The following is a 25,968-nucleotide window of genomic DNA, read 5'->3' on the forward strand; positions in this document are numbered from 1 at the left end:
GTCTAAGGGGCCATCAATGGGACTCGAAGAGAAACTTCCGAGCGGTTTTCTGCTCACCACCGTCGAACAGGCCGCGGGCTGGGTGCGCAAGTCGTCCATGTTCCCGGCCACGTTCGGGCTGGCGTGCTGCGCCATCGAGATGATGACGACGGGCGCGGGCCGCTACGACCTCGCGCGCTTCGGCATGGAGGTCTTCCGGGGCTCCCCCCGGCAGGCCGACCTGATGATCGTCGCGGGCCGGGTGAGCCAGAAGATGGCCCCCGTCCTGCGGCAGGTCTACGACCAGATGCCGAATCCCAAGTGGGTCATCTCGATGGGCGTGTGCGCCTCCTCGGGCGGCATGTTCAACAACTACGCGATCGTGCAGGGCGTGGACCACGTCGTCCCGGTCGACATCTACCTGCCCGGCTGCCCGCCCCGCCCCGAGATGCTGATCGACGCGATCCTCAAGCTGCACCAGAAGGTGCAGGGCACCAAGCTCGGCGTGAACGCGGAAGAAGCGGCCCGCGAGGCCGAGGAGGCCGCGCTCAAGGCGCTGCCCCTCATCGAGATGAAGGGGCTGCTGCGATGAGCGAGGAGCGGCGGAACGATCCGGCGGGCGGCGGTGAGCCGGTGAGCGGTACGCCGCAGAGCCCGGCGCCCGCGGGGCGTACGCCCGAGGACGCGGCGCCCCGTGACCGTACGCCCGAGGAGCCCCGTACGGGCGCCACCCCCGCGCCCGCCGACCCCGCGCCCGCGAGCGCGCCGGCGCCCGGGGACGTGCCCCCCGGTGCCGGGCCCGAAAGCCCGGGCGCCGAGGGTCAGTTGCCCGCGCCCCGCGTGCAGGCCGACGAGGTCATCGCGGTGCGCAGGGGGATGTTCGGCGGCTCGCCCGGCGGGGACACGAGCGGCTACGGCGGGCTCGTGCGCACCGTACGGCTGCCGGGGGCCTCCAGCCGCCCGTACGGCGGCTGGTTCGACGAGGTCGCCGACGAACTGGAGGGCGCGCTCGAAGAACAGGGCCTCGTGCCCGAGCAGGCGCTGTGGAAGACCGTCGTCGACCGCGGCGAGCTGACCTTCCACGTCGAGCGCGAGCACCTCGTACAGGTCGCGCGGACGCTCCGCGACGACCCGGCGCTGCGCTTCGAGCTGTGCACCGGCGTGAGCGGGGTGCACTACCCGGGCGACAAGGGCCGGGAGCTGCACGCCGTCTACCACCTGCGCTCGATCACCCACAACCGGCTGATCCGGATCGAGGTGAGCGTGCCCGACGCCGACCGGCACCTGCCCTCGCTCGTCGCGCTCTACCCGACCAACGACTGGCACGAGCGCGAGACCTACGACTTCTTCGGGCTGATCTTCGACGGCCACCCGGCCCTCACGCGGATCATGATGCCCGACGACTGGCAGGGCTTCCCGCAGCGCAAGGACTACCCCCTGGGCGGCATCCCCGTGGAGTACAAGGGCGCCCAGATCCCGGCTCCCGACCAGCGGAGGTCGTACACATGAGCAGCACCACCACGCCGGGGTCCCGCAGGACCACCGAGGGCACGGTCTACACCGTCACCGGCGGCGACTGGGACGAGGTCGTCGAGGCGGCGGCGAAGGCCGACGACGAACGCATCATCGTCAACATGGGCCCCCAGCACCCCTCCACGCACGGGGTGTTGCGGCTCATCCTGGAGATCGACGGCGAGACCGTCACCGAGGCCCGCTGCGGCATCGGCTACCTGCACACGGGCATCGAGAAGAACCTGGAGTTCCGCACCTGGACCCAGGGCACGACGTTCGTGACGCGGATGGACTACCTCACGCCGTTCTTCAACGAGACCGCGTACTGCCTCGGCGTCGAACGCCTCCTCGGCATCGAGGACGACGTCCCCGACCGCGCGAACATCGTCCGCGTCCTGCTCATGGAGCTGAACCGCATCTCCTCGCACCTCGTCGCCATCGCGACGGGCGGCATGGAGCTGGGCTCCACGACGATCATGATCTACGGCTTCCGCGACCGCGAACTCTGCCTCGATCTCTTCGAGTTGTTCACCGGCCTGCGCATGAACCACGCCTTCGTCAGGCCCGGCGGGCTCGCCCAGGACCTCCCCGCAGGCTCGCTCGACGCACTCGCCGAGTTCGTGAAGACGATGCGGCACAACCTCACCGAGTACGACAAGCTCGCCACGGGCAACCCGATCTTCCGTGCCCGCATGAAGGACGTCGGCCACCTCGACCTCACCGGCTGCATGGCGCTCGGCGCGACCGGGCCCATCCTGCGCTCGGCCGGGCTCCCGCACGACCTGCGCAAGGCGCAGCCGTACTGCGGCTACGAGACGTACGACTTCGACATCCCGACCGACGACGGCTGCGACTCCTACGGGCGCTTCCTCATCCGCATGGCCGAGATGCGCGAGTCGCTGCGCATCATCGAGCAGTGCGCGGAGCGCCTGCGGCAGCCCGGGCCCGTCATGGTCGCCGACAAGAAGATCGCCTGGCCCGCCCAGCTCGCCCAGGGCCCCGACGGGATCGGCAACTCGCTCGACCACATCAGGGAGATCATGGGCACCTCGATGGAGGCCCTGATCCACCACTTCAAGCTCGTCACCGAGGGCTTCAGGGTCCCGCCGGGGCAGGCGTACGCGGCCGTCGAGTCCGCGAAGGGCGAACTCGGCGCGCACGTCGTGTCCGACGGCGGCACCCGCCCCTTCAGGGTCCACTTCCGCGACCCGTCCTTCACCAACCTTCAGGCGATGGCCGCGATGTGCGAGGGCGGCCAGGTCGCCGACGTCATCGTGGCCGTCGCCTCCATCGACCCCGTGATGGGAGGAGTCGACCGGTGACCGACGTCAGTCTGGGGATGCCGCAGCTCCCCGCGCCCGACTACCCGCCCGAGGTCCGCGCGCGCCTGGAGGCGGACGCGGCCGAGATCATCTCGCGCTATCCGGGAGCCCGTTCGGCGCTCCTTCCGCTGCTGCACCTCGTGCAGTCCGAGGAAGGGCACGTCACACGGACCGGAATGGCCTTCTGCGCACAGCAGCTGGGCCTCACCACCGCCGAGGTGAACGCCGTCGCGACCTTCTACACGATGTACCGGCGCAAGCCCTCGGGCGACTACCAGGTCGGGGTCTGCACCAACACGCTGTGCGCGGTGATGGGCGGCGACGCGATCTTCGAGACGCTCCAGGAGCACCTGGGCGTCGGCAACGACGAGACGACCGAGGACGGCAAGGTCACGCTGGAGCACATCGAGTGCAACGCGGCCTGCGACTTCGCGCCCGTCGTGATGGTGAACTGGGAGTTCTTCGACAACCAGACACCCGAGTCCGCCGTCCAGCTCGTCGACGACCTGCGCGCGGGGCGCGAGGTCGAGCCGACCAGGGGCGCGCCGGTCTGCACCTTCAAGGAGACCGCGCGCATCCTCGCGGGCTTCCCCGACCAGCGCGAGGGCGCGGTCGCCGCGAGCGGCGGCGCGGGACCGGCCTCGCTCGTCGGGCTGCGGTACGCGAAGGGCGAGAACCCGCACCCGCGCGTCGTCCACCCGCGCCCGGTGAGCGGGCAGCCGGAGGACGACGCGCCCGCGCCGGGCACGGGCGGCCAGTCGCCCAGCGCCCACCCCAGTTCGCACGACGCGCCGCAGGAGACCTCGGCGTCCGATCCCGCCCACCCGGCGGGACCCGCCGCAGAGGAGGGGGAGTGATGACCGTGGCAGCCGAAGACGCGGGCAACGCGGGCGAGGCGGGGAGCAAGGGGAGTGCCGCACCCGGCGACTTCCTCGCACCCGTCCTCTCCGCCACGTGGGACCAGCCCGAGTCGTGGACGCTCGACACCTACCGCGGGAACGACGGCTACGAGGGCCTCAAGAAGGCGCTCGCGATGAGCCCCGACGACCTCATCGCCTACGTCAAGGACGCGGGCCTGCGGGGCAGGGGCGGCGCCGGGTTCCCGACCGGGATGAAGTGGCAGTTCATCCCGCAGGGCGACGGCAAGCCGCACTACCTCGTCGTCAACGCGGACGAGTCGGAACCGGGCACGTGCAAGGACATCCCGCTCCTGTTCGCCAATCCGCACGCCCTCATCGAGGGCATCGTCATCGCCTGCTACGCCATCCGCTCCTCGCACGCCTTCATCTACCTCCGCGGTGAGGTCGTCCCCGTGCTGCGGCGCCTGCACGAGGCCGTGCGCGAGGCGTACGCCGCCGGGTACCTCGGCGAGAACATCCTCGGCAGCGGGATCGACCTCGACCTGACCGTGCACGCGGGCGCGGGCGCGTACATCTGCGGCGAGGAGACCGCGCTGCTCGACTCGCTCGAAGGCAGGCGCGGACAGCCCAGGCTCCGGCCGCCCTTCCCGGCCGTCGAGGGCCTGTACGCCTGCCCCACCGTCGTGAACAACGTCGAGTCCATCGCCTCGGTTCCCGCGATCCTGCACCGGGGCAAGGAGTGGTTCCGCTCGATGGGCAGCGAGAAGTCCCCCGGCTTCACGCTGTACTCGCTCAGCGGGCACGTCGCGAGCCCCGGTCAGTACGAGGCGCCGCTCGGCATCACGCTGCGGCAACTCCTCGACCTCAGCGGCGGGATGCGCCCCGGCCACCGGCTCAAGTTCTGGACCCCGGGCGGCAGTTCGACGCCGATGTTCACCGAGGAACACCTCGACGTACCCCTCGACTACGAGGGCGTCGGCGCCGCCGGGTCCATGCTCGGCACCAAGGCGCTCCAGTGCTTCGACGAGACGACCTGCGTCGTGCGCGCCGTGACGCGCTGGACCGAGTTCTACGCCCACGAGTCCTGCGGCAAGTGCACCCCGTGCCGCGAAGGCACGTACTGGCTCGTGCAGTTGCTCCGCGACATCGAGGCGGGCAAGGGCCGCGCCGACGATCTCGACAAGCTCCTCGACATCGCGGACAACATCAACGGCAAGTCCTTCTGCGCACTCGGCGACGGTGCCGCCTCGCCGATCGCGTCCTCGCTCAAGTACTTCCGCGAGGAGTACGAGGCCCACATCGACGGCAAGGGCTGCCCCTTCGACCCCGCCAAGTCCACGCTCTGGGCGGACAAGCGTGACACGCACCTGGAGGTGACCGCATGACCGTGACGACAGGCGCGCCCGCTTCGGGTGCCCCCGCCGCGCCCCCGCCGGAGGACCTGGTCACCCTGACCATCGACGGCGCCGAGATCTCCGTGCCCAAGGGCACCCTCGTGATCCGCGCGGCCGAGGAACTCGGCATCGAGATCCCGCGCTTCTGCGATCACCCGCTGCTCGACCCCGCCGGGGCCTGCCGCCAGTGCATCGTGGAGGTCGAGGGCCAGCGCAAGCCGATGGCCTCGTGCACCATCACGTGCACCGAGGGCATGGTCGTGAAGACGCAGCTCACCTCGCCCGTCGCCACCAAGGCGCAGCACGGCGTGATGGAACTGCTCCTCATCAACCACCCGCTCGACTGCCCCGTGTGCGACAAGGGCGGCGAGTGCCCGCTCCAGAACCAGGCGCTCTCGCACGGCAACGCGGAGTCCCGCTTCGAGGGCAGGAAGCGCACGTACGAGAAGCCCGTGCCGATCTCGGCGCAGGTGCTCCTGGACCGCGAACGGTGCGTGCTGTGCGCGCGGTGCACGCGGTTCTCGAACCAGATCGCGGGAGACCCGATGATCGAGCTGATCGAGCGCGGCGCGCTCCAGCAGGTCGGCACGGGCGAGGGCGACCCCTTCGAGTCGTACTTCTCGGGCAACACGATCCAGATCTGCCCGGTCGGCGCGCTCACCTCGGCCGCCTACCGCTTCCGCTCCCGGCCCTTCGACCTCACGTCGAGCCCGAGCGTGTGCGAGCACTGCGCGGGCGGCTGCGCGACCCGTACCGACCACAGGCGCGGCAAGGTCATGCGGCGGCTCGCGGCGAACGACCCCGAGGTCAACGAGGAATGGCTGTGCGACAAGGGCCGCTTCGGCTTCCGGTACGCGCAGCAGAGCGACCGCCTCACCAACCCGCTCGTGCGCGACCCGGAATCCGGTGAACTGCGGGTCGTCTCCTGGCCGGAGGCCCTGGAGGCGGCGGCAGCGGGGCTCGCGGGCGCGCGGGGGCGCGCCGGGGTCCTCACCGGGGGCCGGCTGACCGTCGAGGACGCGTACGCGTACAGCAAGTTCGCGCGTGTCGCGCTCGGCACCAACGACATCGACTTCCGCGCCCGCGCGCACAGCGCGGAGGAGGCCGACTTCCTCGCCGCGCACGTCGCGGGCCGCGGCGTCGACCTGGACGGTACGGGTGTGACGTACCGCCTCCTGGAAGAGGCGCCCGCCGTGCTCCTCGCCGGGATCGAGGCCGAGGAGGAGGCCCCCGGGGTCTTCCTGCGGCTGCGCAAGGCGTGGCGCAAGCGCGGCCAGCGCGTCTTCTCGCTCGCCACGCACGCGACGCGCGGGCTGAGCAAGGCGGGCGGCACGCTGCTCCCCGCCGCGCCCGGCACCGAGACCGAGTGGCTCGACGCGCTCGCGGGCGGCGTGGGCCTCGAAGAACCCGGCCGCGAGGCGCTCGACGCGCTCCGCGCCGAAGGCGCCGTGATCGTCGTGGGCGAGCGCCTCGCGACCGTGCCGGGCGCGCTCACCGCCGCCGTACGGACCGCGACGGCGACGGGCGCCGACCTCGTGTGGATTCCGCGCAGGTCGGGGGAGCGCGGCGCCCTGGAGGCCGGGGCGCTGCCCTCTCTCCTCCCCGGCGGCCGCCCCGCGACCGACCCGCGCGCCCGCGCCGAGGTCGCGCGTACGTGGGGGCTCGCCGAACTGCCCTCGCGGTACGGGCGCGACACCGCGCAGATCCTCCGCGCGGCCCGCGAGGGCGAGATCGGTGCCCTGCTCGTCGCCGGTGTCGAACTCGGCGACCTGCCCGAGCCCGCCGTCGCCGCCGAAGCGCTCGACCGGGTCGGCTTCGTCGTCAGCCTGGAGCAGCGCCCGAGCGACGTGACGCGCCGCGCCGACGTCGTCCTCCCCGTCGCCGCCGTCGCCGAGAAGGCGGGCACCTTCCTCAACTGGGAGGGCAGGGCGCGGATGTTCGAGGCCGCGCTCAAGCCCGACCAGATGACCAGGCGCCTCGCCCCGGCGGACGCGCGTGTCCTCCAGATGATCGCGGACGTCATGGACGTCCACCTCGGGCTGCCCGACCTGGCTGCCGCGCGCCGCGAACTCGACGCGCTCGGCGCCGCCGAGATCCCGGCCCGCGCCCGCTTCGACGCCCGTCCGACCGGTACGCCCGTACCGCAGCCGCGGCCCGCGGCAGGGGAGGCCGTGCTCGCCGGGCACCGGCTGCTCCTGGACCACGGGCGGCTCCAGGAGGGCGACCAGGCGCTCGCCGCGACGCGGCACGCCGCCGTCGCCAGGCTCTCGGCCGCGACCGCGATCGAGGCGGGTGTCGGCGAGGGCGAGGCCCTGGAGGTCGCCGGTCCCGCGGGCACGACGGCGCTGCCGCTCGTCGTGACCGAGGGGATGCCCGACCGCGTCGTGTGGCTGCCGCTCAACTCGGTGGGCGAGGGCGTCGCCGCCGACACGGGCGCGGCCGTGGGCTCGCTCGTACGGATCGGGCCGCCGCGGCCCGTACCCGATGCGGAACCGGAGGCCACGTCGTGACCGGCCGCAAGGCGTCGGGCGGCCGCGTGACCGGCCGCTTCGTGAACTGTCAGCACACCGGAGGTGCGCGCGTGAGTCAGGTGCCTGTGGGTCCCGGCTTCGGGGCGGGGGTGACGGTATGAGTCCCGCACTCGGGACGGTGGGCTCCGTACCGCTCGGCCCGCTCACCCCGCTCGCCGCCGAGGACCTCAGCGTCTTCGGGACCGACCCGTGGTGGCTCGTGGTCGTCAAGGCGGTCTTCTGCTTCGCCTTCCTGATGATCTCGGTGCTCTTCGCGATCGTCTGGGAGCGCAAGGTGGTCGGCTGGATGCAGCTGCGCGTCGGTCCCAACCGCACGGGGCCCTGGGGAATGCTCCAGTCCCTCGCGGACGGCGTGAAGCTCATGCTGAAGGAGGACCTGCTCGTCAAGCGGGCCGACAAGGCGGTCTACATCCTCGCCCCCGTCGTCGCCGCCATCCCCGCCTTCATGGCGATCGCGGTCATCCCCTTCGGGCCCTCCGGCAACGAGATCTCGGTCTTCGGGCACCGCACGGCGATGCAGCTCACCGACCTCCCGATCGCGATGCTCTACATCCTCGCGACGGCCTCGGTCGGGATCTACGGCATCGTCCTCGCCGGCTGGTCCTCGGGCTCGACGTACCCGCTGCTCGGCGGGCTGCGGTCCTGCGCGCAGATGATCTCCTACGAGATCGCGATGGGCGCCGCCTTCGCCTCGGTGTTCCTCTACTCGGGGTCGATGTCGACGTCCGCGATCGTGGACGCGCAGAACGGCCGCTGGTACATCGTGCTGCTGCCCGTCTCCTTCCTCCTCTACATCGTGACGATGGTCGGCGAGACGAACCGCGCGCCCTTCGACATGCCGGAGTCCGAGGGCGACCTCGTCGGCGGCTTCAACACCGAGTACTCGTCCATCAAGTTCGCGATGTTCATGCTCGCCGAGTACGTGAACATGGTGACGGTCTCCTCGGTCGCCGCGACGCTCTTCCTCGGCGGCTGGCGGGCCCCCTGGCCCATCAGCACCTTCTGGGAGGGCGCCAACCACGGCTGGTGGCCGCTCCTCTGGCTCGTCGTGAAGGTGCAGCTCCTGCTGTTCTTCTTCATCTGGCTGCGCGGCTCGCTGCCCCGCGTCAGGTACGACCAGCTGATGAAGCTCGGCTGGAAGGTGCTCATCCCCGTCTCGGTCGTGTGGCTCATGCTCGTCGCCACCGTGCGGGTCCTGCGCAACGAGAACTACGACTACGCGCAGATCCTGCTGTGGGTCGTCGCGGCCGTCGTCGTGATCCTGCTCGTGACGTTCCTCGTGGACATGTACAGGGACCGGGGCGCGCCACCACCCGAGCCCGAACCGGCCGAGCCCGACGGGGCCGCCTTCGACCCGATGGCGGGCGGCTACCCCGTACCCCCGCTGCCGGGGCAGACCCTGCCCCCCGTACCGCGCAGGAAGCCGCGCGGGGAGCGGGAGCTGGTCGGCAGCGGCGGGCCGCCGCCGGAGACCTCACAGACGGCACAGACCTCGCACAGCGAGCACACCGAAGGAAAGGAGGGGTCCGATGGCTGAGCGCAAGAAGCGGCTCACGCGCGGCGGGGACGGTGAACTCGCCGCCCGCGCGGGCGCGGAGCCCGCACGCAGGGAAGCACGGGAGGACGGCGAGCACCCGGTCGCCCCCGGCTTCCAGAACCCGGTGGCCGGCTTCGGCGTGACCTTCAAGGCCATGTTCAAGAAGCGGCTCACCGAGCAGTACCCGGAGCAGCCCAAGGTCACGGCCCCCCGTTTCCACGGCAGGCACCAGCTCAACAGGCACCCGGACGGCCTGGAGAAGTGCGTCGGCTGCGAGCTGTGCGCCTGGGCCTGTCCCGCCGACGCGATCTACGTCGAGGGCGCCGACAACACCGAGCAGGAGCGGTACTCGCCGGGCGAGCGCTACGGCCGCGTCTACCAGATCAACTACGCGCGCTGCATCCTGTGCGGGCTGTGCATCGAGGCGTGCCCCACGAGGGCGCTCACGATGACGAGCGAGTTCGAACTCGCCGACTCCACGCGCGAGAACCTGATCTACACGAAGGACCAGCTGCTCGCCGGGCTCACCGAGGGCATGGTCGACTCGCCGCACGCGATCTTCCCCGGCATGGACGAGGGCGACTACTACCGCGGGCTCGTCACCGAGGCGGCACCGGGGACCGTACGCCAGGTCGCCACGTCCAAGGGCGAGAAGACGGACGAGGAGCCGGTCACCGTCGAGCACACGGCGGCCGCCGTCTCCTCGGGCGCTCCGCACGAGGCCACCCCGATGGACAGGGGGGCGGCCGAATGAGCGGCCTCAACGCTCTTGCCGCGAGCGGGCAGTGGGACACGCTCGCCGCGTACCACACCTCCACGGGCGAGGCCGTCCAGTTCTGGATTCTCGGCGTCGTCGCGGTCATCGGGGCCCTGTGCACGGTGCTCATGCCGAAGGCCGTGCACAGCGCGCTGTGCCTCGCGGGCACGATGATCGTCCTCGCGGTCTTCTACCTCGCCAACGGCGCGTACTTCCTCGGCATCGTGCAGATCGTCGTCTACACCGGCGCCGTCATGATGCTCTTCCTCTTCGTCGTGATGCTCGTCGGTGTCACGGCCGCCGACTCGCTCAAGGAGACGATCAAGGGACAGCGCTGGCTCGCCGTGCTGTGCTTCCTCGGCTTCGGGGCGCTCCTCGTCGGCGGCATCGGCAACGCCTCGGTCAGCCAGTTCCAGGGCACCGGGCGCGCCAACGCGGGCGGGAACGTGCAGGGCCTCGCGCGCGAGATCTTCACGACGTACGTCTTCGCCTTCGAGATCACCGGGGCGCTGCTCATCACCGCGACGGTCGGCGCGATGGTGCTCACGCACCGCGAGCGCACCGAACGCGCCCTGAACCAGCGTGAGATGGCGGAGAAGCGGGTCCGTGAGGGCAAGCACCTGCCGCCGCTGCCCGCGCCGGGCGTCTACGCCAGGCACAACGCGGTGGACATCCCCGGGCTGCTCCCCGACGGCACCCCCTCCGAGCTGACGGTCAACCCGACGCTGCGGCAGCGGGGCCAGATCAGGGACGTGTCGAGCGAGGCGCTCGCCGACCTCAAGGCACTGGAGCAGCGCTCGACCGAACGTCTCGGCCGCACACGTGAGGACGGCCGCACACGTGAGGAGGAGGGAGCGAAGTGAACCCGGTCTACTACCTGTATCTCGCGGCGATCCTCTTCACCATCGGCGCGACCGGTGTGCTCGTCCGGCGCAACGCGATCGTCGTGTTCATGTGCGTGGAACTCATGCTCAACGCGTGCAACCTGGCGTTCGTCGTCTTCTCCCGTATGCACGGCAATCTCGACGGGCAGATCATCGCGTTCTTCACGATGGTCGTCGCCGCCGCCGAGGTCGTGGTGGGGCTCGCGATCATCGTGTCGGTCTTCAGGGCCCGGCACTCCGCCTCGGTCGACGACGCCGACCTGATGAAGCTCTGAGGGGTCGTTGACAGTGAACAACCTGATCGCGCTGCTCATCGCTGCGCCCTTGCTCGGAGCGGTCGTGCTGCTGTGCGGCGGCCGTCTCCTCGACCGGGCCGGGCACCTGCTCGGCACGGCCCTGGCCCTCGCCTCGTTCGTGATCGGCGCCGTCCTCTTCGTCGACATGCTCGGCAAGAGCGCCGACGAACGTGGCCTGCACCAGCACCTGTTCACGTGGGTGCCGGTGGAGAGGTTCCAGGCGGACGTGGCCTTCGGTCTCGACCAGTTGTCGATGACCTTCGTGCTCCTGATCACCGGCGTGGGCACGCTCATCCACGTCTACTCGATCGGCTACATGGCGCACGACCCGCGCCGCCGCCGCTTCTTCGGCTACCTCAACCTGTTCCTCGCGGCGATGCTCCTGCTCGTCCTCGCGGACAACTACCTCCTGCTGTACGCGGGGTGGGAGGGCGTGGGGCTCGCCTCGTACCTGCTCATCGGCTTCTGGCAGGACCGCCCGAGCGCGGCGACGGCGGCGAAGAAGGCCTTCCTCGTCAACCGCGTCGGGGACATCGGCCTCTCGGTCGCCATCATGCTGATGTTCACGACCTTCGGCGGCTTCGCCTTCGGGGACGTCCTCCCGCGGGCCGGGGACGCCGGCGTCAGCCAGGGCACGCTCAACGGGATCGCGCTCATGCTGCTCCTCGCGGCGTGCGGCAAGTCCGCCCAAGTGCCGCTCCAGTCATGGCTGGGCGACGCGATGGAGGGCCCGACGCCGGTCTCCGCGCTCATCCACGCGGCGACGATGGTCACCGCGGGCGTGTACCTCATCGTGCGCTCCGCGAACATCTTCGACGCCGCCCCCGACGCGCAGCTCGTCGTCGTGGTCGTCGGCGCCGTCACGCTCCTGTTCGGGGCGATCGTCGGTTGCGCGAAGGACGACATCAAGAAGGCCCTCGCGGGCTCGACGATGTCGCAGATCGGGTACATGATCCTCGCCGCCGGGCTCGGCCCGATCGGCTACGTCTTCGCGATCATGCACCTCGTGACGCACGGCTTCTTCAAGGCCGGGCTCTTCCTCGGCGCCGGTTCGGTCATGCACGGCATGAACGACGAGGTCAACATGCGCCACTACGGGGGGCTCTGGCGGAAGATGCCGGTCACCTTCGTGACGTTCGGCCTCGGCTACCTCGCGATCATCGGGTTCCCCGGCCTGTCGGGCTTCTTCTCGAAGGACAAGATCATCGAGGCGGCGTTCGCGAAGGGCGGCACCGAGGGCTGGATTCTCGGCGCGGTGACCCTGCTCGGCGCCGCGATCACCGCGTACTACATGACGCGTGTGATGCTCATGACCTTCTTCGGCGAGCGGCGCTGGAAGCCGGACGCCAACGGAGAGCTGCCGCACCCGCACGAGTCCCCGAAGTCCATGACGATCCCCATGATCGTGCTCGCCTTCGGCTCGGTCTTCGCGGGCGGGATCTTCGGGATCGGCGACCGCTTCCTGCACTGGCTCGAACCGGTGACGCACCACAGCCACGGCGACTCGCCCGTGAGCGCGGGCGCGGTGACGGGGGCCACGATCGTGCTGCTCCTCGTCGGCGTCGGCGTCGCCTGGCTCCAGTACGGCAGGCGCCCGGTCCCCGCGGCGGCCCCGCGCGGCTCGCTGCTCACCCGCGCGGCCCGCCGCGACCTGCTCCAGGACGACGTCAACCACGTCGTCCTCGTCTCGGGCGGCGCGCACCTGACCCGCTCGCTCGTCTACGTCGACCACTCCCTCGTGGACGGTGTCGTCAACGGCACCGCCGCCGCCTTCGGCGGGCTCTCGGGCAGGCTGCGCCGGGTGCAGAACGGCAAGGTCCGCTCGTATGCGTTCTCGATGTTCGGAGGTACGGCGGTGCTGATCGCCGCGACCCTACTCATGAGGGCGGTGTGACATGTCCTTCCCCCTGCTGACCGTGACGGCCGCGGTGCCCGCGGTGGGCGCCGTGCTCACCGCGGCGGTCCCGGCCGCCCGGCGCACGGCGGCGAAGTGGCTGGCGCTGCTCTTCTCGCTCGCCACGCTCGCTCTCGCGCTCGCCGTGCTCGTCCGCTTCGACCCGGACGGCGGCCGCTACCAACTGACGGAGTCCCACAGCTGGATCGCCGATTTCGGGGTCCGCTACGAACTCGGCGTCGACGGCATCGGTACGGTCCTGATCGCGCTCACGGCGCTGCTCATCCCGTTCGTCATGCTCGCCGGCTGGCACGAGCCGGACGGCCTGGAGACCAACAGCCGCCGCTGGCGTCCCACTCAGGGCTTCTTCGCGCTGATCCTCCTCGTCGAGGCGATGGTGGTGCTCTCCTTCGAGGCCACCGACGTCTTCCTCTTCTACCTCTTCTTCGAAGCGATGCTCATCCCGATGTACTTCCTCATCGGGGGCTTCGGGGACCGCGCGAGCGGCCGGGACGCGCAGGAGGAGGCGACCCAGCGCTCGTACGCGGCGGTGAAGTTCCTCCTGTACAACCTCGCGGGCGGACTCGTCATGCTCGCCGCGGTGATCGGCCTGTACACCGTCACGCACACGTTCTCGCTCACCGAGATCCTCAGCGCCCGTGCGGACGGCTCTCTTTCGATGGCCACGTCCACCGAACGCTGGCTGTTCCTGGGCTTCTTCTTCGCCTTCGCGGTCAAGGCCCCGCTGTGGCCCGTCCACACCTGGCTGCCGAACGCGATGGGCGAGGCGTCCACGCCGGTCGCCGTACTCATCACGGCAGTTGTCGACAAGGTCGGCACCTTCGCGATGCTGCGCTTCTGCCTCCAGCTCTTCCCCGAGGCCAGCAAGTGGGCGACGCCCGTGATCCTGGTCCTGGCCGTCATCAGCATCCTGTACGGGGCGCTGCTCGCGGTCGGCCAGCGCGACATCAAGCGCCTCATCGCGTACGCCTCGCTGTCGCACTTCGGCTTCATCATCCTGGGCATCTTCGCGATGACCTCGCAGGGCCAGTCCGGCGCGACGCTCTACATGGTCAACCACGGTATTTCTACGGCCGCGTTGATGCTCGTCGCCGGGTTCCTCATCTCGCGGCGCGGCTCGCGGCTCATCTCCGACTACGGGGGGGTGCAGAAGGTCGCCCCGGTCCTCGCGGGGACGTTCCTCATCGGCGGGCTCGCGACGCTCTCGCTGCCGGGACTGGCTCCGTTCGTCAGCGAGTTCCTCGTCCTCGTCGGCACCTTCGAACGCCACAAGGCGCTCGGCATCGTCGCGACCGTCGGCATCGTCCTCGCCGCGCTGTACGTGCTCGTGCTCTACCAGCGCACGATGACGGGCCCCGTGAAGCCGGAGGTCTCCGCGATGGGTGACCTGCGCGCACGCGAACTCGTCGTCGCCGTACCGCTGATCGTGCTGCTCGTCGTCCTCGGCGTCTACCCGAAGCCGGTCACCGAGGTCATCGACCCGGCGGTCAAGCAGACGATGTCCGACGTACACGAGAAGGACCCGCAACCGCACGTGGAGGCAGTGAAATGACAGCCACGGCCGTCCACAGCCTGTGGACATCCGGCGCCTTGACGAGCGCGGCGGGGCCGATCGACAAGATCAGCACCCCGCACATCGAGTACGCGCAGATCTCGCCCGTGATCGTCGTGCTCGGCGCGGCGATCCTCGGCATCCTCGTCGAGGCCTTCGTCCCGCGCCGCGCCCGGCGCACGACCCAGCTCCTCCTGTCCGTCGTGGCGCTGGCGGGGGCCTTCGCCGCCGTCGTCGTCCTCGCCGCCCAGGGGTACGGGACGACGAAGGCGCACATCGCGGCGATGGGCGCGCTCGCCGTCGACGGGCCGGCGCTCTTCCTCCAGGGCACGATCTTGCTCGTGGGACTCGTCGCCGTGTTCACCTTCGCGGAACGGGGACTCGACCCCTCCCCGCACGGCGAGCCCGTCGACTCCTTCGCCGCCCAGCCCGCCGCCGTACCGGGCTCCGAGTCCGAACAGGCCGCGGTGAAGGCCGGGTTCACGACGACGGAGGTGTTCCCGCTCTCGCTCTTCGCGCTCGCGGGGATGCTCGTCTTCCCGGCCGCGAACGACCTGCTGACCCTCTTCGTGGCCCTGGAGGTCCTGTCGCTGCCGCTCTACCTGCTGTGCGCCCTCGCGCGCCGCAAGCGGCTGCTCTCGCAGGAGGCGGCGGTCAAGTACTTCCTCCTCGGCGCCTTCTCCTCCGCGTTCCTCCTCTTCGGCATCGCGCTCCTGTACGGGTACGCGGGCTCGATGTCGTACGGGGTCATCGCGCGCGTCGTCGAGGGCGACCTCACCTCCATCAACCCGGCGCTCGCCGACACGATGGGCAACGACGCGCTCCTCCTCATCGGCGGCGCGCTGATCGTGATGGGCCTGCTCTTCAAGGTCGGCGCCGTCCCCTTCCACATGTGGACCCCGGACGTCTACCAGGGCGCCCCGACCCCGGTCACGGGCTTCATGGCGGCGGCTACGAAGGTCGCCGCGTTCGGCGCCCTGCTCCGACTCCTGTACGTGGTCCTGCCGGGGCTGCGCTGGGACTGGCGCCCCGTGATGTGGGGCGTGGCCATCGTCACGATGCTGGGCGGCGCGATCATCGCGATCACGCAGACCGACATCAAGCGGCTGCTCGCGTACTCCTCGGTCGCGCACGCCGGGTTCATCCTCGCGGGTGTCATCGCGACGAACCCGGACGGCGTCTCGTCCGTCCTCTTCTACCTGGGCGGCTACTCCTTCGTGACGATCGGCGCCTTCGCCGTGGTCACGCTGGTACGGGACGCGGGCGGCGAGGCCACGCACCTGTCGAAGTGGGCGGGCCTGGGCCGCAGGTCGCCCCTGCTCGCCGCCGTCTTCGGCATCTTCCTCCTGGCCTTCGCCGGCATCCCGCTGACCAGCGGGTTCGCGGGCAAGTTCGCGGTGTTCAAGGCGGCGGCCGAGGGCGGCGCGATCCCGCTGGTGATCGTCGGCGTGCTCTCCTCGGCGATCGCGGCCTTCTTCTACATCCGCGTCATCGTGCTGATGTTCTTCAGCGAGCCGAAGCCGGACGGCCCTGCGGTCGCCGTGCCGTCGGTGCTGACGACGACGGCGATCGCGCTGGGGGTCGCCGTGACGGTGGTGCTCGGTGTGGCACCGCAGTACTTCCTGGACCTGGCGGGGTCGGCGGGGGTGTTCGTCAGGTAGTACCCAGCACCCAAGAATCCAGCCCGCTGGGGGTCCCCCCGGCCGAAGGCTGGGGGAGATTGAGGAGCGGGGTGTGGGGCGGAGCCCCACGAAGCGGGTCCTGGGGCGCAGCCCCGGGGCCCGTTTGTCATACCGCACGGTGTCACCTGTGGATAACCCTCCGCGACCTGTCCCCCGTTATGCCTATGGTTGCTGGGACAGGAACGACCGGACGAGCGGGACGTGAACGATGGACGAGCCGAACGGCGTGACCGAGAGCGACACCGCCTTCGACGACCCCGACCTCTGGGGCGGCTGGGACAACGCCCCGGAGAGCTTCGAGGAGGACGCGCCACCGGCGGCGGGCGCCTCCTCGGGGGCCGCCCGCGCCCCGCAGGGGGAGCCGGCCGAGATCCTCAAGCGCGTCTTCGGGTACGACTCGTTCCGGGGCGAGCAGCAGGCGATCATCGAGCAGGTCGTCTCGGGTGGCGACGCGGTCGTCCTCATGCCGACGGGCGGCGGCAAGTCCCTCTGCTACCAGATCCCCGCGCTCGCCCGCTCCGGCACGGGCGTCGTCATCTCGCCGCTCATCGCGCTCATGCAGGACCAGGTGGACGCGCTGCGCGCGCTCGGCGTCCGCGCGGGCTTCATCAACTCGACGCTCGACCTCGACGAGCGCCGCACCGTCGAGGCGGAGTTCCTCGCGGGCGAGCTGGACCTCCTCTACCTCGCCCCCGAGCGCCTGCGCGTCCCGGCGACCCTGGACCTCCTCGCGCGCGGCACGGTCTCGCTCTTCGCGATCGACGAGGCGCACTGCGTCGCCCAGTGGGGCCACGACTTCCGCCCCGACTACCTGAACCTGGCGGTGCTCGGCGAGCGCTGGCCGGACGTCCCGCGCATCGCGCTGACCGCGACGGCGACGCGGGCGACGCACAAGGAGATCACCGAGCGGCTCGGCATGGACCGGGCCAAGCACTTCGAGGCGAGCTTCGACCGCCCGAACATCCAGTACCGGATCGTCCCGAAGGACAACCCGAACCGCCAGCTCCTCCGCTTCCTCACGGAGGAGCACGCCGGGGACGCGGGCATCGTGTACTGCCTCTCGCGCAACAGCGTCGAGCGCGTCGCGGCCTTCCTCAACGACAACGGCGTCAAGGCCGTCCCGTACCACGCCGGTCTCGACGGCCGTACGCGCGCGCTGCACCAGTCCCGCTTCCTGCGCGAGGACGGCCTCGTCGTCGTCGCGACCATCGCCTTCGGCATGGGCATCGACAAGCCGGACGTCCGTTTCGTGGCCCACCTGGACCTGCCGAAGTCGGTCGAGGGCTACTACCAGGAGACGGGCCGTGCGGGCCGTGACGGGCAGCCGTCGACGGCGTGGCTCGCCTACGGCATCCAGGACGTCGTGCAGCAGCGGAAGATGCTCCAGGGCGGCGAGGGCGACGAGGCGTTCCGCCGCCGCGCGGGCGCGCACCTGGACGCGATGCTCGCGCTGTGCGAGACGGTGGGCTGCCGCCGCGCCCAGCTCCTCGCCTACTTCGGGCAGGAGCAGACCGGCGAGAAGTGCGGGAACTGCGACAACTGCCTGCACGGCAGCCCCGACGCCTTCGACGGCACGGTGCCCGCGCAGAAGGCCCTGTCCACGGTGATCCGGCTGCGCCGCGAGCGCGGCCAGAGCTTCGGCACGGGCCAGATCATCGACATCCTGCTCGGCAGGCGCACGGCGAAGGTCATCCGCTTCGACCACGATCAGCTCTCGGTCTTCGGGGTGGGCGAGGACCTGAGCGAGACCGAATGGCGGGGCATTGTCCGGCAGTTGCTCGCGCAGCGGCTCCTGGAGGTGGGGGGCGAGTACAACACGCTGTCCGTCACGGAGGAGGCGGGCGCGGTGCTGCGCGGGGAGCGGCAGGTGATGCTCCGCAAGGAGCCGAAGAAGGCCCCGCGCGCCTCGGGCGGCGGCGGTGGCGGGCGCGGCGGCGCGAAGAAGCCGCCCGTGGATCTCCCCGAGGCCGACGTCCCCCTCTTCGAGGCGCTGCGCGCCTGGCGCGCCGAACAGGCCCGTGAACAGGCGGTCCCCGCCTACATCGTCTTCACCGACGCGACCCTGCGCGCGATCGTCGCGGCCCGCCCGGACTCGGTGGAGGGCCTGGTCGGCGTGAGCGGCGTGGGCGAGAAGAAGCGGGCGACGTACGGGGAAGGGGTGGTCGCGGCGTTGAAGGCGGCGCGGGAGGGGTGAGGGGGTGGGGGGGCTTGAGCGAGCCGTCCCCTGGGCTCAGCTCTCCGAGGGCTTCCCGCGCCGGTTGCGCATGATCCGGCCGAGATCCGGGTCGAGCGCGAAGGGCTCGGTCACTTTCATCCGCTCGTGGAAGATGCCCGTGCTGACGTAGGCGCCCGTCGCGGGCTCGCGCTCGAAGGTGTAGACGACGGCGTGATCCCCGGTGTCCTCCACGCGCCAGTAGTGCGGGATGCCCGCGCGCGCGTACTTGAGCGGTTTGGTCTCGCGGTCGCGTGTCAGCGATTCCCGTGACACGACCTCGACCGCGAGGAGGACGGACGAAGCGGGCAGCCTCGTGTCGGTGTGCTCCTCCACGCCGTCCGTCCGGAAGACGATCACGTCCGGTTCCGGACGGTTCTGCTCGTCGATGTCGATGGTGAACTCCCGCAGGACGTCCAGTCCCTCCGGGAGAGCGTCCACCAGATGCCGGTTGAAGAAGTCCACAGCCCAGACGTGAAAGCGGGTTTGCGGGCTCATGAAGACGAGGCTCCCGTCGATCAGCTCCGTGTGCGGAGGCAGGTCCGGGAGTGTGTCGAGGTCGTCGGCGGTCCACCCGCCGCGCGGAGGCACCGGCCACGCGTTTCGCGCCGCCGGGGGCTCGATCGGGTCGATGCTCATCAGGGCTCCCATGCGCCGGAGTCTGGACGACTTTCGCCAGCGTATCGGCCGGATGCCCGGAAAGCGCTTATGAACGGGTGAACGGGGCGGTGGGGGAGGGGCTGGGCGCCGCATCATCGCGGGATGCGTGAAACGAGGCTGACGGAGCTGACGGACGGAACCGTGACGTTGTCGCCCCTGCGGCCCGAGGACGTGGAACCCCACCTCGCGGGCGAGGACGAAGCGCTCGTACGGCGGCTCAACGGCGGCCCGGGGACCCGGGAGGGCGTCGCGGCGTACGTCCGCCACTGCAGGGAGCAGTGGGAGACGGCCGGGCCGCTCCGCGCGTTCGGCATCCGGGCGGGCGGGGTGCTCGCGGGGACGGCCGATCTGAGGTTCGCGGGGGACGGGCCGGGAGCCGGGCAGGTGAACGTCGCCTACGGCCTCTACCCGGCCCGGCGGGGGCGCGGCCTCGCCACCCGGGCGGTGCGGCTCGTGTGCGGGTACGCGGCGGCGGAGGGCGCGGTGGAGGCGGTGATCCAGGTGGAGCCGGACAACCATGCGTCCGTGGCGGTCGCGCGCCGAGCGGGGTTCATCACCGGGGAACGGGCGCCCGGCGAGGAGGGCGGCCCCTTCGACCGGTACGTCCGGGACCTCCGCCGGAGCGCCCGCTGAGACCCGGCACTCCGGCGGAGGCGTCACAGGGGCCGAGGTGTCACAGGGGCGGAGGCGTCACCGGGGCGGAGGCGTCACCGGGGCGGAGGCCGTCCCCGCGCCGCCCCCCGTATCCGTCTCCGCCCCGCGCCCTGTCCTCATCCCAACGCGTCGGCCGCCTCCGCGAGGATGCGGCCCAGGGCGGCCGGCTGGGTGAACATCGGCCAGTGGCCCGCGTCGATGTCGGCGTAGTCGACGTCCTTGGCGAGGGGGAGTTCGGGGATGTCGCCCGCCGCGGTCCAGGCGCGGGCCTGGGCGGGGGTGAACTCGGGGCAGACCATGAGGACGGGAACGTCGTAGCGGCGGGGGTCGGTGAGGCGGACCGTGCCGCGCGCGACACCCTCGGGGACGGGGATCGCGGCGGCCGCGAGGGCGCTGCGGCCCTCCTCGCCGAGGTCGTCGGACTCGGGCCCGGCGAAGGGCTCCCAGCCGGGGAAGGGCATCGCTCCGTCGCGTACCTCGAAGAAGTCCGCGTACGGCTTGCCGTCGGCGACCGGAATCCCGCCGACCAGCGCGACCTTCGCGACCTTCTCGGGCCGCCGGTCGGCCGCGAGCCAGGCGAGCCCGCAGGCGGCGGAGTGCCCCACGACGAGGACGGGCCCCCGCGCCGCGTCCACGGCGGCGAGTACGGCGTCGAGCTGGTCGTCGAGCGTGGCGGCGGCGTTCCCGTCCCCCTGCCCCGGCAAGGCCACGGGCACGGCCCGGTGCCCGAGCGCCGCCACCTCGGGCACCACCCGCTCCCACGCCGCCCCGTCGAGCCACAGCCCACCGATGAGCACCACGTCCATGCCGATCCCCTTCCGTGCGGCCGAGCGCCCGCGCGGCCGAGCCCCCACCGTAGAAGCAGATCCGGACGTTTCCCTGCCGCGATTCCCCGCCCCCCGGAACGGCACCCGTCCGCCGGGTCGCCGCCGGTGGAGCGGAGGCACCAGGACGTCATTCCCGGAGGTGGGCCCCTGCTGGACCGCACGGACGGCGAGCGCGTCCGCCTCCGCACGCGGCGCGTGGAGGAACCGGCCTCGTTGTCCGCCTTCTTCGAGGAGGTGGCCGACCAGCTGGAGGGGGTCGCTCCGGGTGGCGGTGGCCGGAGCGGGCCCGGCCGGGCCCCTGCACTCCGTGAGACCTGCGGGGCGTCCCGGTGAGCGCCGGGCCCGAAGCCGCCCGCCCCCACTCGCCCGCTGCCCCGCTACCCTCCCCCTCGTGCCCGCCGACCTCACCCCCACCGCCCGCGCCCTGCGCACGCTCGATCTCCTCTGGGACCGGCCCGGCATCGGGGCCGGGGAGCTGGCGGGGCGGCTCGGGGTGACGGAACGGGCCGTGCGGCGGTACGTGGGGATGCTGCGCGAGGCGGGGGTGCCCGTGGAGTCGGTGCCGGGGCCAGGGGGCGGGTACCGGCTGGGGCGCGGGGCGCGGCTCGCGCCCGTGCGGTTCACGGAGGGGGAGGCGCTCGGGCTCGTCATGGCGGTGCTCGGCGGGCGGCCCGAGCTGGTCGCGACCGCGCTCGGGAAGGTCGTGCGGGCGCTGCCCGCCGATGTGGGGCGGCAGGCCGCGCTGCTCAGCGCGTACGCGGCGGCCGCGCCCGATCCGTACGCGACCCGTCCCGACCCCGTCCTCACGGCCGAACTCGCCGGGGCCGTGGCGACCCGCAGCCGCGTGCTGATCGGCTACCCCGAGGGGGAGCGCGAGGTCGACCCCTGGGCGCTCGTCGTCCGCCAGGGCCGCTGGTACCTGCTGTGCCACTCGCACCGCGCGGGCGCGGTCCGTACGTACCGCGTCGACCGCATACGCGCGGTCCGCAGGCTGAGCAGGCGCTTCACCCCGCCCCCGGACCTCGACCCGGTCGCCGCCCTCGAAGAACACCTCGGCCTCGGCTGGGAGTTCGCGACCCGCGTCGTCTTCGACGCGCCGCTCGCCGACGTCGCGCCCTGGCTGCGGCCGCACATGGGCCGCGTCGAAGCGCTCGACGACACCAGCTGCGTCCTCGTCGGCAGCACCCGCAACCCCGGTATGTACGCGCGCGAATGGCTCGCGAGGGTCCCTTACGGTTTCCGCGTCGAGGGCGGCGAGGAGCTGCGCGCGGAGGTCGCCGCGCTCGCCGCGCGGTTCGCGGAGGCCGCCCGAGCCCGCCAGTGAGCAACGGACATGGGCGGCATGAGGGGCTCCTGGGGGCAGGCGGGGCGTCTGGTTCACGTGGTATGCCTAAAGAGTTCGCAATGTCCGGAAAGTTATTGCTGGAGCGGGGCATTCCGGCTTAGCGTCCCTCGGGGGTCGCCGCCCGGTTCGGGGGCGCGGGCCCGAGGACCGGACGCGTGGGGGGCCCGTGGCCAGCGAGGACGTCGGACATGCCGGTACGGCCGGTACGGGGAGAGACGGCGGCGGGAGGGGGCGGGAGAGCGGCGGTACGGGCGCGGGGCGGCCTCCCCGCGCACGCGGCCCCGCGCCCGTCAGCGTCCCCACCCCCGTCAGCGTCTCCACCCCCGTGCCCACCCCCGTCTCCGCCGCCCGCCCCGCGCTCGACACCTCCGTCCCCGCCCTCGTCGTGAAGTTCGGCGACTACCCGCTCCACCACGGCGGCGTCGGCGTGATCCGCAGTCTCGGCCGTCTCGGCGTGCCCGTGCACGCGATCACCGAGGACCGCCACACGCCCGCCGCGCACTCCCGCTACCTGCGCCGCGCCTTCGTGTGGCCCACGACCGGCACGGAGGAACCGGCCAGGCTCGTGGCGGGCCTGCTCCGGATCGGCGCCCGTATCGGCCGCCCGGCCGTCCTCCTCCCGACGGACGAGGAGGCCGCCGTCCTCCTCGCGGAGCACCGCGAGGAACTGGGCGGGCATTTCCTCGTCCCGCCCGTCGACCCCGCGCTGCCCCGCTCGCTCGCCAGCAAGCAGGGCCTGTACGAGGCGTGCCGCGCCCACGGTGTCGACACACCCGAGACGTCCTTCCCCGAAAGCGCCGCCGACGTCGAGGAGTTCGCCGCCCACGCGCGCTTCCCCGTCATCGTCAAGAACCGCGAGGCGTTCGTGCGCAGGAGCCGTCCCGCCGTCGGGGGCACGACACGGGTCGCCTCCGCCCAGGGGCTGAGGAGCCTGGCCCGCGAGTGGGGCGACAGACCCGGCGTCATTCTTCAGGAGTACCTCCCCAGGGAGAGCGCCGAGGACTGGATCGTGCACGGCTACTTCGACGAGGCGTCCAGGCCCCTCGCCCTCTTCACCGGCGTCAAGGTCCGCTCCTGGCCCCCGCACGCGGGCATGACCGCCCAGGCGTACGTGGTCGACAACCCCGAACTCGCCGCCCTCGCTTCCGACTTCGTCAAGCAACTCGGCTTCACCGGCATCATCGACCTCGACCTGCGCTTCGACCGCCGCGACCGCCGCTACAAACTTCTCGACTTCAACCCCCGTGCGGGCGCGCAGTTCCGCCTCTTCGAGAACACGGCGGGCATCGACGTCGTCCGCGCCCAGCACCTCCACCTCACGGGCCGCCCGGTCCCGCCGGGCGTACCCCGCGCGGGCCACCGCTACGTCGTCGAGAACATCGACCTGCCCGCCCTGCTCGCCTACCACCGCAGCGGCTACACGACCCCGCACGCCCCGCGCCGCGCACGCGGCACCGAACTCGCCTGGTTCGCCGCCGACGACCCCGCCCCCTTCGCCGCGATGCTCGCCCGCTCCCTGCGCCCCGCGCTCCGCCACGGCCACGCGCTGTGGCGCGCGCGCCGCCTCGGGCGGGGGTGACTCGGGCGGGCGTGAGGGGACCTCCGCACGCGGGGCGCCCCGGCCCGGCCCCCTCCGTACGACGTGCGAACGATCCGTACGACCGCGGACGGACCCGCACGCCCCAGGACCCGCACCCCGCCCCCGCCGCACCCGTACCCCGCACCCGTACCCCCCCGCACCCGCACCCCCGTCCCGGGAGGACCCACGTGATACAGCCCGTCGCAGTCATCGGGGCCGGTCCCTACGGCCTGTCCACCGCCGCGCACCTGCGGGCGCGGGGGCTTCCCGTGCGGGTCTTCGGGGAGCCGATGGTGAGCTGGCGGGAGCACATGCCCGCCGGAATGGTCCTCAAGTCCACGCCCGCGGCCTCGGATCTCGACGCCCCGGAGCAGGGACACACGCTCGTCGACTACTGCGAGGCGGCCGGTCTCCGGCCTCTCGTCACGGACGAGGACCTCGTGCCGATCGAGACGTTCGTCCGCTACGGCGCATGGTTCCAGCGTCGCCTCGTCCCCGGACTCGAACGCGAACGGGTCGTGTCCGTGGCGACGGCGAGCGGGGGCGGCTTCGCGCTGAAGCTCGGTTCGGGGGAGCGGTTCACGGCGCGGGCGGTCGTCGTCGCGACCGGGCTGACCGGTTTCGCGCACCTCCCGCCCGCGCTCGCCGAAGCCGCCGCCGACGCCCCCGCGGCGGGTCCGCCCGCGCCCGTCACGCACGCCTCGCGGCACGCCGACCTCTCGGCCTTCGCCGGCCGGGACCTGCTCGTCGTCGGCGCGGGCCAGTCGGCCCTGGAGAGCGCCGTCCTCGCGGCGGAGGCGGGGGCGCGGGTACGGCTCGTGGCGCGCGGCAGGGGGGCCGTCGCCTTCGGCGCGCCCCCGTGGCGGCAGCCGCGCCTGCGCCCTTCCTCGCCCTTCGGCAACGCCTGGTCGCTGCACGTCCTCAGCTACCACCCCGGCTTCTACCGCGCGCTGCCCGCAGGCGCCCGCCACTTCGGTGTGCGGCGCGTCCTCGGCCCGCTCGGCGCCTGGTGGCTGCGCGAGCGGTACGAGGGAAGAGTGACGACTCAGGAAGTACGGGCCGTTGAGGGGGTCACCCGGAAGGACGAAGAACTCGTCGTGAGGGTGAGGGGTCTGAACGGCCGTACGGAGGAGGTCCGGGCCGATCATGTGCTCGCGGCGACGGGCTACCGCGTCGACGTCGCCGCGCTCGGCTTCCTCGACGCGGGCCTGCGCGCGGCGCTCGACACGAGCAGGGGCGCCCCCCGTCTCGGTGCCGGATTCGTCTCCTCGCTCCCGGGCCTCTACTTCACCGGGCTCCCCGCGGCGGCCTCGTACGGCCCCGTCATGCGGTTCGTCTGCGGCACCGCCTACGCCTCGCCGCGGCTGGCGGCGCACCTCCGGCGGGCGCACGGCTGAGGGCGGCGGAGGCACGAGCCCCGCGCGGCCCCGACCGCGAGGGCGGGCCGGGCACCCCCGCCGCCCCCGCGAGGCCACCGCTCATGCCCCCGTCACATTCGGCACGCCCCTCCCGTCACACCTTCCACCTCCTTATCCTGTGCCGCATGGCCGCAGCGTCCCCGTACTCCCTCGTCGCCACCGATCTGGACGGCACCCTCCTGCGGGACCAGCGGGACACGGTCACCGCGCGCACGAGAGCCGCGCTCGCGCGGGCCGGGCGCGCGGGCGCGCGGCACATCGTCGTGACGGGCCGCCCCGCCCCCCAGACCCGCGCCCTCCTGCACGCGATCGGCTACCGGGGCCTCGCCGTGTGCGCCCAGGGCGCGCAGGTCTACGACGCGGACTCGGACCGCCTCGTGCACTCCGTCCGCATGGAGCGCGAGCTGGCCGAGACGGCGCTCGGCAAGATCGAGGCGGAGCTGGGGCAGGTGTACGCGGGCGTCAACCAGGACGGCAGCGACGGCCTCATGCTCATGGAACCCGGTTTCGTCACGCCGCCGCCGACGCTGCCCTCCGTACGGGTGCGGGGGCGCGCCGCGTTGTGGTCGCGGCCGATCTGCAAGGTGCTCCTGATGGCGCGAGGGCGCACCGAGGACGCGCTCGCCGAGGTCGCGCGCGCGGTCGTCGGGGACCTCGTGAACGTCGTGATGGCGGGCCCCGGCGCCGTCGAGCTGCAGCCGCGCGGCCTCTCGAAGGCGTACGGCCTGGAACGGGCCGCCGGACTGCTCGGGCTCACGGGGGCCGACACGATCGCCTTCGGCGACATGCCCAACGACATCCCGATGTTCGGCTGGGCGCGGCACGGCGTCGCGATGGCGAACGCGCACGCGGAGCTGCTCGCCGTCGCGGACGAGGTGACGCACGCCAACACGGAGGACGGGGTCGCCGTGGTCCTGGAGCGCCTGTACGGGGCGTGAGGGGGGCGGGGACGCGGGCCCGCGCGGGTGGGGGTGGCGCACCCGTACGGGGGTACGGAGGGGATGGGGCCGTGGGCGGATAGGGTCGACAGCTGTCACTGCGCGCGGGTCCGC

Annotated in this window: 21 protein-coding genes; 19 read left to right on the forward strand and 2 right to left on the reverse strand. The window is 72.1% G+C overall.

What is annotated here, in order from left to right:
* Positions 1-16: 16 nt before the first annotated feature.
* From ACQYWQ_RS18285 to recQ, 14 genes are all read left to right on the forward strand, one after another.
* Positions 17-571 (forward strand): NuoB/complex I 20 kDa subunit family protein, encoded by a 555-nt coding sequence (locus tag ACQYWQ_RS18285; RefSeq protein ID WP_007823336.1) that lies wholly within the window; start codon positions 17-19, stop codon positions 569-571.
* A complete protein-coding gene (locus ACQYWQ_RS18290; RefSeq protein WP_431035897.1) occupies positions 568-1,488 on the forward strand; it encodes an NADH-quinone oxidoreductase subunit C in 921 nt (306 codons plus the stop codon). Before ACQYWQ_RS18285 ends, ACQYWQ_RS18290 begins: the two co-directional genes overlap by 4 nt.
* Positions 1,485-2,813, forward strand: coding sequence for an NADH-quinone oxidoreductase subunit D (locus ACQYWQ_RS18295; protein ID WP_431035898.1), 1,329 nt, complete (start codon positions 1,485-1,487; stop codon positions 2,811-2,813). The genes ACQYWQ_RS18290 and ACQYWQ_RS18295 overlap by 4 nt, the downstream gene beginning before the upstream one ends.
* Complete coding sequence (gene nuoE, locus ACQYWQ_RS18300) at positions 2,810-3,670, forward strand: NADH-quinone oxidoreductase subunit NuoE (protein WP_431035899.1); 861 nt, start codon at positions 2,810-2,812, stop codon at positions 3,668-3,670. The genes ACQYWQ_RS18295 and nuoE overlap by 4 nt, the downstream gene beginning before the upstream one ends.
* Positions 3,670-5,058: an NADH-quinone oxidoreductase subunit NuoF gene (nuoF, locus tag ACQYWQ_RS18305; protein ID WP_431035901.1), complete on the forward strand. Its 1,389-nt coding sequence runs from the start codon at positions 3,670-3,672 to the stop codon at positions 5,056-5,058. Before nuoE ends, nuoF begins: the two co-directional genes overlap by 1 nt.
* A complete protein-coding gene (locus tag ACQYWQ_RS18310) occupies positions 5,055-7,577 on the forward strand; it encodes an NADH-quinone oxidoreductase subunit G (protein ID WP_431035903.1) in 2,523 nt (840 codons plus the stop codon). Before nuoF ends, ACQYWQ_RS18310 begins: the two co-directional genes overlap by 4 nt.
* Before the next feature lie 118 nt (positions 7,578-7,695).
* The gene (nuoH, locus tag ACQYWQ_RS18315) at positions 7,696-9,135 is read left to right on the forward strand and encodes an NADH-quinone oxidoreductase subunit NuoH (protein ID WP_431035904.1); all 1,440 of its coding nucleotides are present in this window, start codon (positions 7,696-7,698) and stop codon (positions 9,133-9,135) included.
* Positions 9,128-9,889, forward strand: coding sequence for an NADH-quinone oxidoreductase subunit NuoI (nuoI, locus tag ACQYWQ_RS18320; RefSeq protein WP_431035905.1), 762 nt, complete (start codon positions 9,128-9,130; stop codon positions 9,887-9,889). Before nuoH ends, nuoI begins: the two co-directional genes overlap by 8 nt.
* A complete protein-coding gene (locus ACQYWQ_RS18325; RefSeq protein WP_431035906.1) occupies positions 9,886-10,755 on the forward strand; it encodes an NADH-quinone oxidoreductase subunit J in 870 nt (289 codons plus the stop codon). The genes nuoI and ACQYWQ_RS18325 overlap by 4 nt, the downstream gene beginning before the upstream one ends.
* Complete coding sequence (nuoK, locus tag ACQYWQ_RS18330; protein WP_008746219.1) at positions 10,752-11,051, forward strand: NADH-quinone oxidoreductase subunit NuoK; 300 nt, start codon at positions 10,752-10,754, stop codon at positions 11,049-11,051. The genes ACQYWQ_RS18325 and nuoK overlap by 4 nt, the downstream gene beginning before the upstream one ends.
* 13 nt (positions 11,052-11,064) lie before the next feature.
* Entirely contained in the window at positions 11,065-12,966 is a 1,902-nt protein-coding gene (gene nuoL / locus ACQYWQ_RS18335) for an NADH-quinone oxidoreductase subunit L (protein ID WP_431035908.1), read from the forward strand.
* 1 nt (position 12,967) lies between these two features.
* Entirely contained in the window at positions 12,968-14,539 is a 1,572-nt protein-coding gene (locus ACQYWQ_RS18340; RefSeq protein WP_431035910.1) for an NADH-quinone oxidoreductase subunit M, read from the forward strand.
* Entirely contained in the window at positions 14,536-16,200 is a 1,665-nt protein-coding gene (nuoN, locus tag ACQYWQ_RS18345) for an NADH-quinone oxidoreductase subunit NuoN (RefSeq protein WP_431035911.1), read from the forward strand. Before ACQYWQ_RS18340 ends, nuoN begins: the two co-directional genes overlap by 4 nt.
* 229 nt (positions 16,201-16,429) lie before the next feature.
* Positions 16,430-18,415, forward strand: coding sequence for a DNA helicase RecQ (recQ, locus tag ACQYWQ_RS18350; protein WP_431035913.1), 1,986 nt, complete (start codon positions 16,430-16,432; stop codon positions 18,413-18,415).
* A 36-nt stretch (positions 18,416-18,451) separates the two neighbouring features.
* On the opposite strand, the gene ACQYWQ_RS18355 is transcribed toward recQ, so the two are convergent.
* On the reverse strand, positions 18,452-19,084 hold the full coding sequence (locus ACQYWQ_RS18355) for a Uma2 family endonuclease (RefSeq protein ID WP_431035914.1): 633 nt from the start codon (positions 19,082-19,084) through the stop codon (positions 18,452-18,454).
* Positions 19,085-19,195: 111 nt separating this feature from the next.
* Here ACQYWQ_RS18355 and ACQYWQ_RS18360 point away from each other — a divergent pair, with 111 nt between their 5' ends.
* Positions 19,196-19,726 carry a GNAT family N-acetyltransferase gene (locus tag ACQYWQ_RS18360; RefSeq protein ID WP_431035915.1) on the forward strand — a complete coding sequence of 177 codons (531 nt, stop codon included), beginning with the start codon at positions 19,196-19,198 and terminating at the stop codon, positions 19,724-19,726.
* Between the two features lie 137 nt (positions 19,727-19,863).
* On the opposite strand, the gene ACQYWQ_RS18365 is transcribed toward ACQYWQ_RS18360, so the two are convergent.
* Positions 19,864-20,553, reverse strand: coding sequence for an alpha/beta fold hydrolase (locus tag ACQYWQ_RS18365; RefSeq protein ID WP_431035916.1), 690 nt, complete (start codon positions 20,551-20,553; stop codon positions 19,864-19,866).
* A 412-nt stretch (positions 20,554-20,965) separates the two neighbouring features.
* On the opposite strand from ACQYWQ_RS18365, the gene ACQYWQ_RS18370 reads away from it, so the two are divergent.
* The 4 genes from ACQYWQ_RS18370 to ACQYWQ_RS18385 all read left to right on the forward strand — a co-directional run bounded on the left by ACQYWQ_RS18370 (position 20,966) and on the right by ACQYWQ_RS18385 (position 25,854).
* Entirely contained in the window at positions 20,966-21,898 is a 933-nt protein-coding gene (locus ACQYWQ_RS18370) for a helix-turn-helix transcriptional regulator (protein WP_431035917.1), read from the forward strand.
* 346 nt (positions 21,899-22,244) lie between these two features.
* Complete coding sequence (locus tag ACQYWQ_RS18375) at positions 22,245-23,498, forward strand: ATP-grasp domain-containing protein (RefSeq protein ID WP_431035918.1); 1,254 nt, start codon at positions 22,245-22,247, stop codon at positions 23,496-23,498.
* A gap of 188 nt (positions 23,499-23,686) precedes the next feature.
* Positions 23,687-24,895 (forward strand): FAD-dependent oxidoreductase, encoded by a 1,209-nt coding sequence (locus tag ACQYWQ_RS18380; RefSeq protein ID WP_431035919.1) that lies wholly within the window; start codon positions 23,687-23,689, stop codon positions 24,893-24,895.
* 146 nt (positions 24,896-25,041) lie between these two features.
* Positions 25,042-25,854, forward strand: a complete 813-nt coding sequence (locus ACQYWQ_RS18385; RefSeq protein WP_431035921.1) for an HAD family hydrolase — start codon at positions 25,042-25,044, stop codon at positions 25,852-25,854.
* Positions 25,855-25,968: the final 114 nt, after the last annotated feature.

Source organism: Streptomyces sp. P6-2-1 (genome assembly GCF_050613165.1).
Taxonomy (GTDB): Bacteria; Actinomycetota; Actinomycetes; order Streptomycetales; family Streptomycetaceae; genus Streptomyces.

What these genes read in the sequence shown, in the direction of transcription:
- ACQYWQ_RS18340 (WP_431035910.1), top strand. Translation starts at nt 12,968, where the DNA reads ATGTCCTTCCCCCTGCTGACCGTGACGGCCGCGGTGCCCGCGGTGGGC.
- ACQYWQ_RS18285 (WP_007823336.1), top strand. Translation starts at nt 17, where the DNA reads ATGGGACTCGAAGAGAAACTTCCGAGCGGTTTTCTGCTCACCACCGTC.
- ACQYWQ_RS18325 (WP_431035906.1), top strand. Translation starts at nt 9,886, where the DNA reads ATGAGCGGCCTCAACGCTCTTGCCGCGAGCGGGCAGTGGGACACGCTC.
- nuoI (WP_431035905.1), top strand. Translation starts at nt 9,128, where the DNA reads ATGGCTGAGCGCAAGAAGCGGCTCACGCGCGGCGGGGACGGTGAACTC.
- ACQYWQ_RS18290 (WP_431035897.1), top strand. Translation starts at nt 568, where the DNA reads ATGAGCGAGGAGCGGCGGAACGATCCGGCGGGCGGCGGTGAGCCGGTG.
- nuoH (WP_431035904.1), top strand. Translation starts at nt 7,696, where the DNA reads ATGAGTCCCGCACTCGGGACGGTGGGCTCCGTACCGCTCGGCCCGCTC.
- nuoF (WP_431035901.1), top strand. Translation starts at nt 3,670, where the DNA reads ATGACCGTGGCAGCCGAAGACGCGGGCAACGCGGGCGAGGCGGGGAGC.
- ACQYWQ_RS18295 (WP_431035898.1), top strand. Translation starts at nt 1,485, where the DNA reads ATGAGCAGCACCACCACGCCGGGGTCCCGCAGGACCACCGAGGGCACG.
- nuoN (WP_431035911.1), top strand. Translation starts at nt 14,536, where the DNA reads ATGACAGCCACGGCCGTCCACAGCCTGTGGACATCCGGCGCCTTGACG.
- recQ (WP_431035913.1), top strand. Translation starts at nt 16,430, where the DNA reads ATGGACGAGCCGAACGGCGTGACCGAGAGCGACACCGCCTTCGACGAC.
- ACQYWQ_RS18355 (WP_431035914.1), bottom strand. Translation starts at nt 19,084, where the DNA reads ATGGGAGCCCTGATGAGCATCGACCCGATCGAGCCCCCGGCGGCGCGA.
- ACQYWQ_RS18310 (WP_431035903.1), top strand. Translation starts at nt 5,055, where the DNA reads ATGACCGTGACGACAGGCGCGCCCGCTTCGGGTGCCCCCGCCGCGCCC.
- ACQYWQ_RS18360 (WP_431035915.1), top strand. Translation starts at nt 19,196, where the DNA reads ATGCGTGAAACGAGGCTGACGGAGCTGACGGACGGAACCGTGACGTTG.
- ACQYWQ_RS18385 (WP_431035921.1), top strand. Translation starts at nt 25,042, where the DNA reads ATGGCCGCAGCGTCCCCGTACTCCCTCGTCGCCACCGATCTGGACGGC.
- ACQYWQ_RS18365 (WP_431035916.1), bottom strand. Translation starts at nt 20,553, where the DNA reads ATGGACGTGGTGCTCATCGGTGGGCTGTGGCTCGACGGGGCGGCGTGG.